The organism is Microbacterium sp. MYb72 (genome assembly GCF_002979415.1).
In the GTDB taxonomy this organism is placed as follows: domain Bacteria; phylum Actinomycetota; class Actinomycetes; order Actinomycetales; family Microbacteriaceae; genus Microbacterium; species Microbacterium natoriense.
On sequence record NZ_PCOT01000003.1, the window covers coordinates 87,657 to 100,509 of the forward strand.

Annotated in this window: 12 protein-coding genes; 6 read left to right on the forward strand and 6 right to left on the reverse strand. The window is 67.9% G+C overall.

The genetic code is table 11. The features are described 5' to 3' along the window. Nucleotides 1–75 precede the first annotated feature (75 nt). From groES to CQ047_RS02540, 3 genes are all read left to right on the forward strand, one after another. On the forward strand, nucleotides 76–372 hold the full coding sequence (gene groES / locus CQ047_RS02530) for a co-chaperone GroES (protein WP_017203655.1): 297 nt from the start codon (nucleotides 76–78) through the stop codon (nucleotides 370–372). 153 nt (nucleotides 373–525) lie between these two features. Then, a complete protein-coding gene (rarD, locus tag CQ047_RS02535) occupies nucleotides 526–1,461 on the forward strand; it encodes an EamA family transporter RarD (protein WP_105672705.1) in 936 nt (311 codons plus the stop codon). Between the two features lie 144 nt (nucleotides 1,462–1,605). Next, a complete protein-coding gene (locus tag CQ047_RS02540) occupies nucleotides 1,606–2,865 on the forward strand; it encodes an ABC transporter substrate-binding protein (protein ID WP_105672706.1) in 1,260 nt (419 codons plus the stop codon). A gap of 105 nt (nucleotides 2,866–2,970) precedes the next feature. On the opposite strand, the gene CQ047_RS02545 is transcribed toward CQ047_RS02540, so the two are convergent. The 4 genes from CQ047_RS02545 to CQ047_RS02560 are packed head-to-tail and all read right to left on the reverse strand — an operon-like array spanning nucleotide 2,971 to nucleotide 7,046. Then, nucleotides 2,971–3,708 carry an ABC transporter ATP-binding protein gene (locus CQ047_RS02545; RefSeq protein WP_105672707.1) on the reverse strand — a complete coding sequence of 246 codons (738 nt, stop codon included), beginning with the start codon at nucleotides 3,706–3,708 and terminating at the stop codon, nucleotides 2,971–2,973. Further along, nucleotides 3,705–4,667, reverse strand: coding sequence for an ABC transporter ATP-binding protein (locus CQ047_RS02550; protein WP_105672784.1), 963 nt, complete (start codon nucleotides 4,665–4,667; stop codon nucleotides 3,705–3,707). The genes CQ047_RS02545 and CQ047_RS02550 overlap by 4 nt, the downstream gene beginning before the upstream one ends. A gap of 49 nt (nucleotides 4,668–4,716) precedes the next feature. After that, nucleotides 4,717–5,694 (reverse strand): branched-chain amino acid ABC transporter permease, encoded by a 978-nt coding sequence (locus CQ047_RS02555; protein WP_105672708.1) that lies wholly within the window; start codon nucleotides 5,692–5,694, stop codon nucleotides 4,717–4,719. A 2-nt stretch (nucleotides 5,695–5,696) separates the two neighbouring features. Then, nucleotides 5,697–7,046, reverse strand: a complete 1,350-nt coding sequence (locus tag CQ047_RS02560; RefSeq protein WP_105672709.1) for a branched-chain amino acid ABC transporter permease — start codon at nucleotides 7,044–7,046, stop codon at nucleotides 5,697–5,699. A gap of 260 nt (nucleotides 7,047–7,306) precedes the next feature. Between CQ047_RS02560 and guaB the strand changes: the two genes are divergently transcribed. Continuing rightward, nucleotides 7,307–8,809 (forward strand): IMP dehydrogenase, encoded by a 1,503-nt coding sequence (gene guaB / locus CQ047_RS02565; RefSeq protein ID WP_105672710.1) that lies wholly within the window; start codon nucleotides 7,307–7,309, stop codon nucleotides 8,807–8,809. A 64-nt stretch (nucleotides 8,810–8,873) separates the two neighbouring features. On the opposite strand, the gene CQ047_RS02570 is transcribed toward guaB, so the two are convergent. Continuing rightward, the gene (locus tag CQ047_RS02570; protein WP_105672711.1) at nucleotides 8,874–10,310 is read right to left on the reverse strand and encodes a DHA2 family efflux MFS transporter permease subunit; all 1,437 of its coding nucleotides are present in this window, start codon (nucleotides 10,308–10,310) and stop codon (nucleotides 8,874–8,876) included. A gap of 95 nt (nucleotides 10,311–10,405) precedes the next feature. Here CQ047_RS02570 and CQ047_RS02575 point away from each other — a divergent pair, with 95 nt between their 5' ends. Then, nucleotides 10,406–11,041: a TetR/AcrR family transcriptional regulator gene (locus CQ047_RS02575; RefSeq protein ID WP_105672712.1), complete on the forward strand. Its 636-nt coding sequence runs from the start codon at nucleotides 10,406–10,408 to the stop codon at nucleotides 11,039–11,041. A gap of 72 nt (nucleotides 11,042–11,113) precedes the next feature. Here the strand turns inward: CQ047_RS02575 and CQ047_RS02580 are convergent, their stop codons facing one another. After that, complete coding sequence (locus CQ047_RS02580) at nucleotides 11,114–11,578, reverse strand: DUF4190 domain-containing protein (protein ID WP_105672713.1); 465 nt, start codon at nucleotides 11,576–11,578, stop codon at nucleotides 11,114–11,116. Nucleotides 11,579–11,805: 227 nt separating this feature from the next. Between CQ047_RS02580 and CQ047_RS02585 the strand changes: the two genes are divergently transcribed. Continuing rightward, nucleotides 11,806–12,852: a response regulator gene (locus CQ047_RS02585; protein ID WP_105672714.1), complete on the forward strand. Its 1,047-nt coding sequence runs from the start codon at nucleotides 11,806–11,808 to the stop codon at nucleotides 12,850–12,852. The last annotated feature ends 1 nt before the right edge of the window (nucleotide 12,853 follow it).

The window sequence follows — 12,853 nt, forward strand, 5'->3', positions numbered from 1 at the left end:
AGACTGGATTAGCACTCTCGGGTTGAGAGTGCGAACAAGTCTTTCGTGTCAGCGTCAAGAAAGAAGAGGTAGACCGTGTCGGTTTCCATCAAGCCGCTCGAGGACCGCATCGTCATCAAGCAGGTCGAGGCCGAGCAGACCACCGCGAGTGGCCTGGTCATCCCCGACACCGCCAAGGAGAAGCCCCAGGAGGGCGAGGTCGTGGCCGTGGGCCCCGGCCGCATCGATGACAACGGCAACCGCGTCCCGCTCGACGTCGCCGTGGGCGACCGCGTGCTCTACAGCAAGTACGGCGGCACCGAGGTGAAGTTCGGCGCAGACGAGTTCCTCGTCCTGTCGGCTCGCGACGTCCTCGCGGTCGTCGTCCGCTGATCCAGCGCACATCGCAGAAGGGGTTCGGATGCTTCGGCATCCGAACCCCTTCTGCATGTCCGGAGCAGTCACGCGGCGATCGATTCCTGCCGAACCGCGGTCGTGGCGGGTGAACACGCGCTCAGCCTCCGCCCACGGGCATAGGGTTGTGCGGTGACCCCTGACGCCCCCGCCCGCACCGGCCAGACCGCGGGGGCCGTCTACGCCGTCGCCGCCTACCTGCTCTGGGGCGTGCTGCCGCTGTACTTCCTGCTGCTGGTGCCCACGGGCGCGTGGGAGGTCGTCGCCTGGCGTGTGCTGCTGTCTTTCGTCTTCTGCCTGATCCTGCTCACCGTCACACGCGGATGGAAGGCCTTCGGCGTCATCATCCGGCAGCCGAAGCTGCTCGGCCTCACGGCGCTCGCGGGCCTGCTGATCTACGTGAACTGGCAGGTGTTCGTCCTCGGCACCCTGAACGACCGGGTGGTGGAGACGAGCCTCGGCTACTTCATCAATCCGATCACCACGGTGCTGCTGGGCGTCTTCGTGCTGCACGAGCGGATCCGCCGGATGCAGTGGGCGGCCATCGGCATCGCCGCCGTCGCGGTGATCGTGATCGTCGTCGCCTACGGGGAGTTCCCCTGGATCGCGCTCTCGCTCACCGCGTCCTTCGGCATCTACGGACTCATCAAGAAGAAGATCGGACCGGCGGTGGATGCCGTGAGCGGTCTGACCCTCGAGTCCTTCTGGCTCATCCCCATCGCGATCGTGCAGCTCATCCTGGTGGCCTTCACCCCCGCAGGCATCACCATGGGGGCGAACGGCGTCCCCCACGCACTGCTGCTGGGCTTCGCCGGCGTCGCGACGGCGGTGCCGCTGCTGCTGTTCGCGGCGGGGACACGACGGATCGACCTCACCATCATCGGGATGATCCAGTTCATCACCCCGATCATGCAGTTCGTGATCGGCGTCGCCTTCCTGCATGAGGAGATGCCTCCCGCACGCTGGGCGGGCTTCATCCTCGTCTGGATCGCGATCGGCGTGTTCGTGGCCGACCTTCTCCTCGCGGGGCGGCGGAGCCGTGGAAGCGGCCCTGCAGAACTCGTCTGAACCTCGGGTGCATCGACGGCGGAACCCGGTGCCGGATCGTTAACGCACCGAAACCTAAGCACCCACTACGCGCTCCTGCCACGCTCTAGGGTTAGAGCACCCGATCGTGGTCGCATTCCACGCTCAGATATCCAAGGGAGCAACATGAACGCACTGAAGGGCTCGCGCGCAGCGAAGGTCCTCGCCGGGGTCGCGCTGGTCAGCGCGTCGGCACTCGTCATCTCGGGCTGTGCGAGCAGCACGCCGTCCGACTCCGGCGACGGCGGCAGCAAGCCGTCCGCCGACCTCACTCTCAAGCTCGGGTCGCTGCTGCCGCAGACCGGCGCTCTGGCCTTCCTCGGCCCGCCCATGGAGTCGGGCGTCGGCCTCGCGGTCAAGGAGATCAACGACGCCAAGGCCGGAATCACCATCGACCTCACTGCCGAGGACGAAGGCGACACCGACACGAAGGCCTATGAGACCTCGATCACCAAGCTGCAGGGTGCAGGCGTGTCCGCCATCGTCGGCGCCGCGGCGTCCGGCGTCTCGAAGCTCATCCTCGACGGCAACGTCGCCGCGGGCATCCTCCAGATCTCGGCCTCGAACACCTCTCCCGACTTCACCACGTGGGACGACAAGGGCCTGTACTTCCGCACCGCCCCCAGCGACCTGCTGCAGGGCGAGGTGCTCGGCAACCTGATCGCCGAAGACGGTCACAAGACCCTCGGCATCATCTACCAGAACGACGCGTACGGCACCGGCCTCAACGACGCCATCAAGAAGACGTTCGAGGGCACCGGCGGCAAGGTCGTCGCCGAGGCGTCGTTCAACGTCGGCGACGCGCAGTTCGACGCGCAGGTCGAGACCATCAAGGCGCAGAACCCGGACGCCGTCGCCATCGTCTCGTTCGACCAGTTCAAGACGATCGCCCCGCTGCTGGTGAACGCCGGCATCACGGCCGACAAGTTCTACATGGTCGACGGGAACCTGTCCGACTACGGCACCGACATCCCCGTCTCGCTCGAGGGCGCCCAGGGCACCAAGGCCGGCCCCAAGCTCGCCGACGACTTCACGAAGCGTCTGCAGACCTTCTGGACGGGCGAGGGCAACGCCGAGGTGAAGGACTTCACCTACGCGGGTGAGGCGTACGACGCTGTCGTGCTCGTGGCTCTCGCGTCGCTCGCTGCCGGCTCCACCAAGGGCGCCGACATCGCGGCGAAGATGCAGGAGGTCTCGGGCGGCTCCGGCGACGGCGAGAAGTGCACGACCTTCGCCGACTGCGCCAAGATCATCAACTCCGGCAAGGTGGCCGACTACGACGGATACTCCGGCGAGGTCACCTTCGACGAGAACGGCGACCCGCAGGGCGCCACGATCGGCATCTACAAGTACGGCGCGGACAACACCATCACCCGCACCAACTGATATCGCTGAGAAGGCCCCGGATGCTCGCATCCGGGGCCTTCTCCGTGTCCTGCGCGTTCGTCTCGCTCGTAGAACGAGGAGCGCAGTGACGAGACGGAACGCGTCTCAGGCGGCGTCGGTGCCCAGCGTGCCGAGGTAGAGCCCGATGACCTTGGGATCGTTCAGCAGGTCGCGCCCCGTGCCCTCGTACGCGTCCTTGCCCTGGTCGAGGACGTACCCGCGGTCGCAGATCTGCAGGCAGCGACGGGCGTTCTGCTCGACCATGATCGTGGTCACGCCGGCCTTGTTGATGTCGGAGACGCGGATGAACGCGTCATCCTGCCGCACGGGGGAGAGGCCCGCGGACGGCTCGTCGAGCAGGAGCACCGACGGGTCCATCATCAGAGCGCGCGACATCGCGACCATCTGGCGCTCTCCACCCGACAGAGAGCCGGCGCGCTGCTTGAGCCGCTTGCCGAGCTCCGCGAAGATGCCGCTGACGAACTCGAGCCGCTCGGCGTAGATCTTGGGGTTCTGGAAGAGCCCCATCTGCAGGTTCTCCTCGATGGTCAGCGAGGGGAAGACGTTGTTCGTCTGCGGGACGAACGCCACTCCGCGCTTGACGAGCTTGTCGGCCTTGAGGCCGACGATGCTCTCGCCGTTCACGGTGATGTCGCCGGAGCGCACGTTCACCATGCCGAAGATCGACTTCAGCAGGGTCGACTTGCCGGCGCCGTTCGGGCCGATGATCCCGATCAATTCGCCCTGCCTGGCCACCAGATTCGCCCCGTTGAGGATGTTCACGCCCGGCAGGTACCCGGCATGGACGTCCTTCAGCTCGACGATCACCTTCTCATCGCTCATGCGCGACCCTCCTCGGGGGAATCGGTCTCTTCCGCGGCGAGCTCCGCCTCGGCTTCGGCCTCGATCTTCTCGCGCAGTCGTGCGGCCGCGGCGTCCTCCAGCACGGGGATGCGACCGGTGACGGCTCCGAGGTCGAGGTCCTGGTGCGCGCCGAGGTAGGCGTCGACGACCGCGGGGTCCTCCATGACGTCCTCCGGCGGACCCTCCGCCACCACGCGCCCCTCGGCCATGACGACGACCCAGTCGGCGATGTGCCTGACCATGTGCATGTCGTGCTCGACGAAGAGCACGGTCATCCCCTGGTCCTTGAGGTCGAGGATGTGGTCGAGCAGAGACTGGGTGAGGGCCGGGTTGACGCCGGCCATCGGTTCGTCGAGCATCACCAGCGTGGGGTCGCTCATCAGCGCCCGAGCCATCTCGAGCAGCTTGCGCTGACCTCCGGAGAGCGCTGCCGCGAAGTCCTTCTCCTTGGCGTCGAGCTTGAAGCGCGCGAGCAGCTCGCGCGCCTTCGTCTCGATCTCGGTGTCCTGCGAGCGCCAGAGGAACGGGAAGAGCGAGGCCCAGAAGCCCTCGCCCTTCTGGTGCGGGGCGCCGAGCTTCATGTTCTCGAGCACGGTCAGCAGCGACAGGGATTTCGTCAGCTGGAACGTGCGGACCTGGCCCATCCGCGCGACCTTGAACGAGGGCACTCCCGCGAGGTTGTTCCCGTCGAACGACCAGGAGCCGCTGTTGGGGCGGTCGAACCCGCACAGCAGATTGAAGAGTGTCGTCTTGCCGGCGCCGTTCGGCCCGATCAGGGCCGTGATGGCGCCACGGGGGATCTCCACGTGGTCCACGTCGACCGCGGTGAGACCGCCGAAGCGACGCTGCACCGCGTCGACCACCAGGATCGGATCGACCTTCGCAACGCCGGGCGCCGCAGGTCCCTTCGCGAGGCCCGTCGTCTTCGGACGGCGGATGCTTCCCGTCGCGGGGGCGGCGGACTCCGCGGAGCCCTCGGGGTTCAGTTCACTTGACAAAGGTCATCTCCCTCTTGTCTCCGAGGATGCCCTGCGGGCGGAAGATCACGAGCAGCATGAGTGCGACGCCGACGAAGATGAACACGAGTGTCGAGGCCTGGCTGTCGGACATCGGAAGCACGCCGGCCTTCGCCATGCCGGGCAGCAGGTTCGCGAGGAATGCGAACACGACCCAGAACAGCACGGCCCCGAGCGTCGGCCCGAACACCGTGGCGGCGCCGCCGAGCAGCAGGATCGTCCACAGGAAGAAGGTGAGCGAGGTCGTGTAGTTGCCTGGCACGACGGCCGAGGGGAGCACGAACACGATGCCGCCGGCGGCGCCGATCACCCCGCCTACGACGAGCGCCTGCATCTTGTAGGCGAACACGTTCTTGCCGAGCGAGCGCACCGCGTCCTCGTCTTCGCGGATGCCCTTGAGCACGCGACCCCAGGGGCTGCGCATCAGAGACCAGACCAGCAGGATCGACACGGCCAGCAGCAGGATGCCGAACACTCGGTTCCACAGGTCGTCGGCCGAGAACGTCCACGGGCCGAACCCGTAGGTGCCCTCGGGGAAGGGGTTCGCGTCGCGGAAGCCGCCGTTGTACTGGGCGAGTCCGTCTGCGGAGTTCGTCCACTCGTCGAACAGCTGAGTGGTGAACAGCAGTCGCACGATCTCTCCCGCCGCGATCGTCGCGATGGCGAGGTAGTCGGCGCGCAACCGCAGGGTCGGGATGCCGAGGAGCACGGCGAACAGGGCGCCGCCGGCCATGCCGATCAGCATGCCGAGCCACCAGGGGAGCCCGAACGAGAGCACGGAGATGGCGTAGCCGTAGCCGCCGATCGCCATGAACGCCGCCATGCCGAAGTTCAGCAGGCCCGCGTAGCCGAAGTGCACGGCCAGGCCCGTCGCCGCCAGGGCGTACGCGATCGTGACCGGGCTGATGAGGTAGACGGCGGTGTTGGAGAAGATGCTTCCGAAGTCCATGATCAGCCCAACCTTTCCTTGCGTCCGAGCAGACCCTGCGGCCTGACCAGGAGGATCACGATCAGCACGACGAGGGCGCTCGCGTACTTCAGGTCGGAGGGGATCCACAGGGTGGAGACCTCGACCGCGATGCCGACGATCAGCGAGCCGATGAGCGCGCCGAACGCGGTGCCGAGTCCGCCGAGCGTGATCGCGGCGAACATGAGCAGCAGCATCTGGGTGCCCATGTCCCACTTCACGCCGGGGCGGAAGTACGCCCACAGGATGCCGGAGATCGCGGCCAGCACACCGGCGACGACCCAGACGATCCGGACCACCCGGTCGACGTCGATGCCGGAGGCGGCGGCCAGCTGCGGGTTGTCGGAGATGGCTCTGGTCGCCTTGCCGATGCGGGTGCGGGTGAGGAAGTAGGCCACCGCGAGGATGACGATGATGCTCACGCCCATCGCGATCATGTCGATGTACGACAGCGAGATCGGCCCGAGCTGGATCGGTGTGGGGCTCGCGCCGGGGAGCTGGTAGGTGCCGCCCCCGACGAAGTACTGGAAGACGTACCGCAGTGCCAGGGACAGGCCGATGCTGACGATCATCAGCTGGACGGTGCCGAGACCGCGATGGCGGAGCGGGCGCCAGACCGCGGCATCCATGCCCCAGCCGAACAGGCCGCCTCCGACGACAGCGGCGATGAGTCCCGCCCACAGGGGGAGGTGCCAGAAGGTGGTCGTGACCATGGCGAGCAGTCCGCCCCAGGTGACCATCTCGCCGTGCGTGAAGTTCGACATGCGCGTGGTGCCGTAGATCAGCGCCGCACCCATCGAAGCCAGCGCGAGCAGCAGCCCGAAGTTGAGCCCGCCGACGAGACGGGAGAAGAGCTGATCCCAGAAGGAGACCGTGATCCGCTCTCCCTCGCCGAGGAAGAGGTTCATGATCTTCGTGCCGGTCAACCCGAACTCGACCTCGAACGACGCCGTCGTCCCCGCGATGGGCTGCGTGCCCTCGGGGAGTTGCGCGGCGTCGACGATCACGCCTTTCGGCAGCGTGTCCTCGTCGACGGTGAGCGTGTAGGTGGCCTTCTCGGGCACGTACAGCCGCCACTTGCCGTCGGCATCCGTCTTGGTCTCTCCGTCGAAGCCCTTGCCCTTGATGGTCATGACCACATCGGGTACGGGCTTGTCATCGAAGGTGATGACGCCGGCGAAGTAGAAGTCTGTGATCTCCTGGCCGTCGTCCGTCGTGTCGGCTGATGCCGTGGCCGGAGGCTGCAACCAGAGGAACGCGATGGCGAGGAGTGCGCCGAGCACCACCACGATCCATCGGGTTCCGCTCCGTCTCGCCGTGATCGTCAGACTCACAGATCCTCCAGCCCCAGTACGCAGGCGATGACGGAGTTGTTCATCAGCCTTGATGTACGACGGTATGAGCGTAATGTGTCGGTTCTGTTTCAGCCAAGGCACGATCTGCTCACGGCGCGCCGCCCGTGTCGTCCGACGATGCGGCTGCGGCCTCGGAATCCCCGTCCTCCTGCGGAGAAGCGGGGAATATCTCCAGCCGCGACACGCTTAGAATTGGTACACGCCGCCGCCCCACCACGCGCCCCGCAGGAGGACAATCCATGGACCAGCACGATCCCTTCGGTTTCGTCGGACTCACCTACGACGATGTGCTGCTCCTCCCGGGGCACACCGATGTGATCCCGAGCGAGGCCGACACCTCCTCGCGCATCACGCGCCGGATCTCGGTCGCGACCCCGCTGCTCTCCAGCGCGATGGACACCGTGACGGAGTCGCGCATGGCGATCGCGATGGCGCGCGAGGGAGGCATCGGCATCCTGCACCGCAACCTGTCGATCGCCGACCAGGCCGCGCACGTCGACCGCGTCAAGCGCAGCGAATCGGGCATGATCACCGACCCGATCACCACGACTCCGGACGCGACGGTCGAAGAGGTCGACGCGCTGTGCGCGAAGTACCGCATCTCGGGCCTCCCCGTGGTCGACCCCGACGGCAAGCTCGTCGGCATCATCACCAACCGCGACATGCGGTTCGTCTCCGGCTTCGAGCGTCAGACGACCTTCGTCAAGGACGTCATGACCAGCGAGAACCTCGTCACCGCTCCGGTCGGCGTCGCGGCGGGCGAGGTCATCGCGCTGTTCGCCCGTCACCGGGTGGAGAAGCTGCCGCTCATCCACGCGGACGGAAGGCTCGCCGGTCTCATCACCATCAAGGACTTCGACAAGAGCGAAAAGTACCCGCTCGCGACCAAGGACGACCAGGGCCGGCTGCGCGTCGGCGCCGCGATCGGATTCTTCGGCGACGCGTGGGAGCGCGCAGAGGCGCTGCGCGACGCGGGAGTCGACGTGCTCGTGGTCGACACCGCCAACGGCCAGTCCCAGGGCGTCATCGACCTGGTCCGCCGCCTGAAGGCGGACGAGTCGTTCGCGCACATCGACGTCATCGGCGGCAACGTCGCCACCCGCGAGGGCGCTCAGGCGCTCGTCGACGCAGGGGTGGATGCGGTCAAGGTCGGCGTGGGCCCCGGGTCGATCTGCACCACGCGCGTCGTCGCCGGCGTCGGCGTCCCGCAGGTCACCGCGGTGTACGAGGCGTCGCTCGCCGCGCGCCCCGCGGGCGTCCCGGTGATCGCCGACGGAGGCCTGCAGTACTCGGGCGACATCGCGAAGGCCCTCGTGGCCGGTGCGGACGCCGTGATGCTGGGCTCGCTGCTCGCGGGCACCGACGAGTCGCCGGGCGAGATCGTCTTCCAGTCGGGCAAGCAGTTCAAGCAGTACCGCGGCATGGGCTCGCTCGGAGCGATGCAGACCCGCGGCAAGCAGACCTCGTACTCGAAGGACCGCTACTTCCAGGCCGACGTGCCCAGCGACGACAAGCTCATCCCCGAGGGCATCGAGGGTCAGGTCCCGTACCGCGGGCCGCTCTCGGCCGTCGCCTACCAGCTGGTCGGCGGCCTGCGTCAGTCGATGTTCTACGTCGGTGCGCGCACGATCGAGGAGCTCAAGGCCCGTGGCCGTTTCGTCCGCATCACCGCGGCCGGCCTCAAGGAGTCGCACCCGCACGACGTGCAGATCGTCGTCGAGGCGCCGAACTACAAGAAGTGAGCCCGGCGTAGGCGAGAGAAGGGGGGCGGATGCTGCGGCATCCGCCCCCTTTTGCATCCCCGGCTCAGTGCGCGAGCGCCGGCTCCGTCTCGACGGCCTCGGACACGGCGGCATCCGTCGACTTCCCGGACGGGAGCCACAGTGCGATCACCGTCGCCGCGAACAGCACGGCGGCTCCCGTGAACACGGCGGGCTTCGCGGCGTCCACGTAGAGGTCGGGAGTGAGCTGGCCGCCCGCTCCGACGAAGATCGCGGTCATCACCGCGGTGCCGAGTGCGACGCCGAGCTCGCGGATGGTCGAGTTGACGCCCGATGCCTTGGCGTGGTCGACGAGTCCGAGGGTCGCGAGCAGCGCCGTCGCCGACGGGGCGAAGACGAGTCCCATCCCGATGCCCGCGAGGATGAACGGGGCGATCAGGTTCGGGTACTGCAGGTCGGGGGCGGTGATCTGCGCGATCCACGCGAGGGCGACGCCCTGCAGCAGCAGGCCGGGCACGAGCAGTGCGCGCGTGCCGACGCGCGGGGCGATCATGCCGGCGAGCGGAGCGACGAACATCGGGGCCAGTGTCCACGGCGTGGTCTGCACCGCGGCCTCCAGAGGGGTCGACCCCTGCACGACCTGCAGGTACTGGATGAGGATGAACACCGAGCCGAAGGTGCCGAAGCTGAAGGCGAAGCCGACCACGTTCGTGATCGAGAAGGAGCGGTCGCGGAACAGGCGCAGCGGCACCAGAGGGGCCTTCGCGCGCATCTGCCAGATCACGAAGGCCACGAGCAGCACCGCGCCGAGCACCAGCTCGAGGATCACGCCGAGGGAGTCCCAGCCGTCGTCGTTGCCGCGCACGATCGCGTGGACGAGAGCGAGGACGCCGGATGCCGCGAGCACGGCTCCGGGGATGTCGATGCGGGAGCGGGCGCCGAAGTCGTTGCGGAGCACGAGCAGAGCGAGCGGGATGGCGACGATCGCGACGGGGATGTTGATCCAGAAGATCGCCTGCCAGTTCCAGCCCTCCATGATGGCGCCGCCGACGAGCGGCCCGACCGCGACTCCGAGTCCGGAGACGCCGCCCCAGATCCCGATGGCGAGCGGGCGACGCGATGCGGGGACGGCCCCGGTGAGGAGCGCGAGCGAGAGGGGCATCACCGCTGCGGCTCCGAGCCCCTGGACGGCACGGGCGGAGATGAGCTGGCCGGGGTCGGAGCTGAGGGCGGCGAACAGGGAGCCGACGCCGAAGAGGGCGATGCCGATCGCGAAGACGGTGCGGCGGCCGAACCGGTCGCCGAGAGCGGAGGCGATGAGGATCGCGCCGGCGAACGCGAGGGCGTAGGCGTTGACGAACCACTGCAGCTCCTCGACGCTCGCGCCCATCTCCTGGTGCAGCACGGGAAGGGCGTTGGTCATGACGAGGTTGTCGAGCGTGGCCATGAACATCGGGAGGGATGCCGCGGCGATGACGAGCGCGACCGGGCGACGCCTGATCGCGGAGGTGGGCTGAGACATGATGCTCCAGTTGTAATTGAATGATTACTTGTCCTGGAAGCAATGTAGTAATCGAATGATTACAAAGTCAAGTGATTCGCTGATAGCCTTTCGACATGACCTCAGCCGCCGCATCCGACGTCCTCTCCGACGACTCGGGCAGGCGACTCTCCTCGGAGGAGCGGCGCGCGCAGATCGTCCAGGCGGCGCTCGCGGTGTTCGGCGCGCGTGGCTACGAAGGCGCGAAGACCGACGAGGTCGCTCGGGCGGCCGGCGTGAGCCAGCCCTACGTCGTCCGCCTCTTCGGCTCGAAGGAGAACCTCTTCCTCGCCGCGGTGGAGGAGGCGCTCGCCCGACTGCTGACGTCGTTCCGCGCCGCCCTCGCCCGCGAAGACGACGACCTCCCCGCGGGCAAGCGCATCGGCGAGGCGTACGTCGATCTCATCGAGGTGCGCGGACTCCACCAGACCCTCGCGCACTCGTACCTGCTCGGCAGCCACCCCGTGATCGGTCCGGCCGCGCGCCGAGGGTTCGCACAGGTCTGGCGTTTCTTCCGCGACGAGGTGGGGCTCGATGCCGACGAGGCGAGGGCGTTCTTCGCCGAGGGCATGCTCATCAGCACCATGATCGGGCTCCGCATCGTCGACGACTACGGATCCGACCCCCAGATCACCGAGCTGTTCCGCTCCTGCTTCCCGAGCGAGCTGCCGCACGTGCTCGACGTGCTCCCGCGCGGCGCCGAGCGCTGGTAGCCCCAGGCTCCGCACAGACGAGAAGCGGGGACGGATGCCATGGCATCCGTCCCCGCTTCTCGTAGCGACGCGTCAGCCGCAGGTGTAGGTGACTCCGTTGACGTCCCACACTCCGGGGCCGAGGTCGGAGCACATCGAGAACAGGCTCGAGAACAGCATCACGATCACGATGAAGCCGATGATCTCGACGATGGTGAGGATGAGTCCGACCCAGAACCCCGCGGTCGCGAGACCCGTCGGCGCGCCGGCCTTCTTCAGCTTCGAGCGGGCCACGAGGCTCAGGATCATGCCGACGAGCGGCAGGACGAAGGCGAGGATGAGTCCGACGATCGACAGGGTGCGGCCGGGGACCGGCGCCGTGGCGGGGTAGCCCTGGGGTGCGGCGGGGTAGCCGGGAGCGGAGTACCCCGGTGCGGCCGGTGCGGCGGGGGCCGCGTACCCGGCCGGGCCGGGTGCGGGAGGCGCGGGGAATCCGCCGTCCTGAGCGGGCGGCGGCGTGGAGGAGGGCGGCTGGTTCTGCGGGTCCGGGGTCGACATGGATCGCTCCTTGATCTGGGGTGGAAAATCCGTCAGCCCGAGCGTAGCGACTGCGCGGAACGGACCACCACCGGTTCGTGCGAGCGGCTCGCGCGCCGAGCATCCCTCCCATATGCCCGTATGCCAGAATCGTCATACCCCGCTCGCCCTTTCCCGCGTCACGGTGATGAAGGCACCAGGATGCAGCGCCGTTCCCCACGGCAGGGAATCTCCCCAAGGAGAGCTGAATGACAACCGAGACCCCCACTCGCGTCCTCGTCGTCGATGACGACCCCGACGTCGCGCTGCTCGTCAAGACCGTGCTCGAACGACGAGCCGGCTGCATCGTCGACCTCGCCGCCGATGGCCGTGAGGCCGTCGAACGCGTCGCGACGATACGCCCCGACGTGGTCGTGACCGACATCGAGATGCCCGGACTCAACGGACTGGAGCTCCTCGCGGAACTGCGCCGCTCCGCTCCCGCGATCCCCGTGCTGGTGATGACCGCGCACGTGTCCGTCGAGTACGCGGTCTCGGCGCTCCGCGCACAGGCCGACGAGTTCCTCACCAAGCCCCTCGACAACGTCCGCCTCGTCGAGTCGGTCCAGCGCCTGGCCGTCGAAGGTCGTCGCCGGCGTGAGGCCGAGCGGCGCAGGGAGGTCGTGCTCGCCGTCGGCGCGCACCCCGACGACGTCGAGATCGGCATCGGAGGACTCCTCGCCGCGCACGCCGCGGCCGGAGACGAGATCACGATCCTCACGCTCTCGCGCGGAGCACGGGGAGGGGATGCCGACAGCCGCCAGCGGGAGTCGCTGGCAGCCGCGGACATCCTCGGCGCCCGGCTGTTCCTGCACGACCTCGTCGACACCGAGATGTCGGGCGGAGGATCGACGGTGCGCCTCATCGAAGAGGTGGTCCAGGAGATCCAGCCCACCATCGTGTACACCCACTCGCCGCACGATCGGCACCAGGACCACCGCGCGGTGAACGAGGCGACTGCCGTCGCGACCCGCGCCGTGGGGACCGTCGCCTGCTACCAGAGCCCCTCATCGACGATCGACTTCCGTCCGACGCGGTTCGTCCGCATCGACGGATACGTGGAGCAGAAGCTGCGTCTGCTGGCGTGCTTCGACTCGCAGACGGCGAACCGCGACTACCTCGCACCGGACTTCGTCCGCGCGACGGCGCGGTACTGGTCGCGGTTCGGCGGCGGACTGGCGGTCGAGCCGCTGGAGATCGTCCGGGAGACCGCGGCCTTCGTGGGCGCCCACGAATTCGTGCGACAGGAAGGCTGAC

Bases quoted from the DNA above. Each gene is read 5' to 3' on its own strand.
- CQ047_RS02540 (WP_105672706.1), top strand. From the start codon at position 1,606: ATGAACGCACTGAAGGGCTCGCGCGCAGCGAAGGTCCTCGCCGGGGTC.
- CQ047_RS02545 (WP_105672707.1), bottom strand. From the start codon at position 3,708: ATGAGCGATGAGAAGGTGATCGTCGAGCTGAAGGACGTCCATGCCGGG.
- CQ047_RS02555 (WP_105672708.1), bottom strand. From the start codon at position 5,694: ATGGACTTCGGAAGCATCTTCTCCAACACCGCCGTCTACCTCATCAGC.
- guaB (WP_105672710.1), top strand. From the start codon at position 7,307: ATGGACCAGCACGATCCCTTCGGTTTCGTCGGACTCACCTACGACGAT.
- CQ047_RS02570 (WP_105672711.1), bottom strand. From the start codon at position 10,310: ATGTCTCAGCCCACCTCCGCGATCAGGCGTCGCCCGGTCGCGCTCGTC.
- CQ047_RS02575 (WP_105672712.1), top strand. From the start codon at position 10,406: ATGACCTCAGCCGCCGCATCCGACGTCCTCTCCGACGACTCGGGCAGG.
- CQ047_RS02580 (WP_105672713.1), bottom strand. From the start codon at position 11,578: ATGTCGACCCCGGACCCGCAGAACCAGCCGCCCTCCTCCACGCCGCCG.
- CQ047_RS02585 (WP_105672714.1), top strand. From the start codon at position 11,806: ATGACAACCGAGACCCCCACTCGCGTCCTCGTCGTCGATGACGACCCC.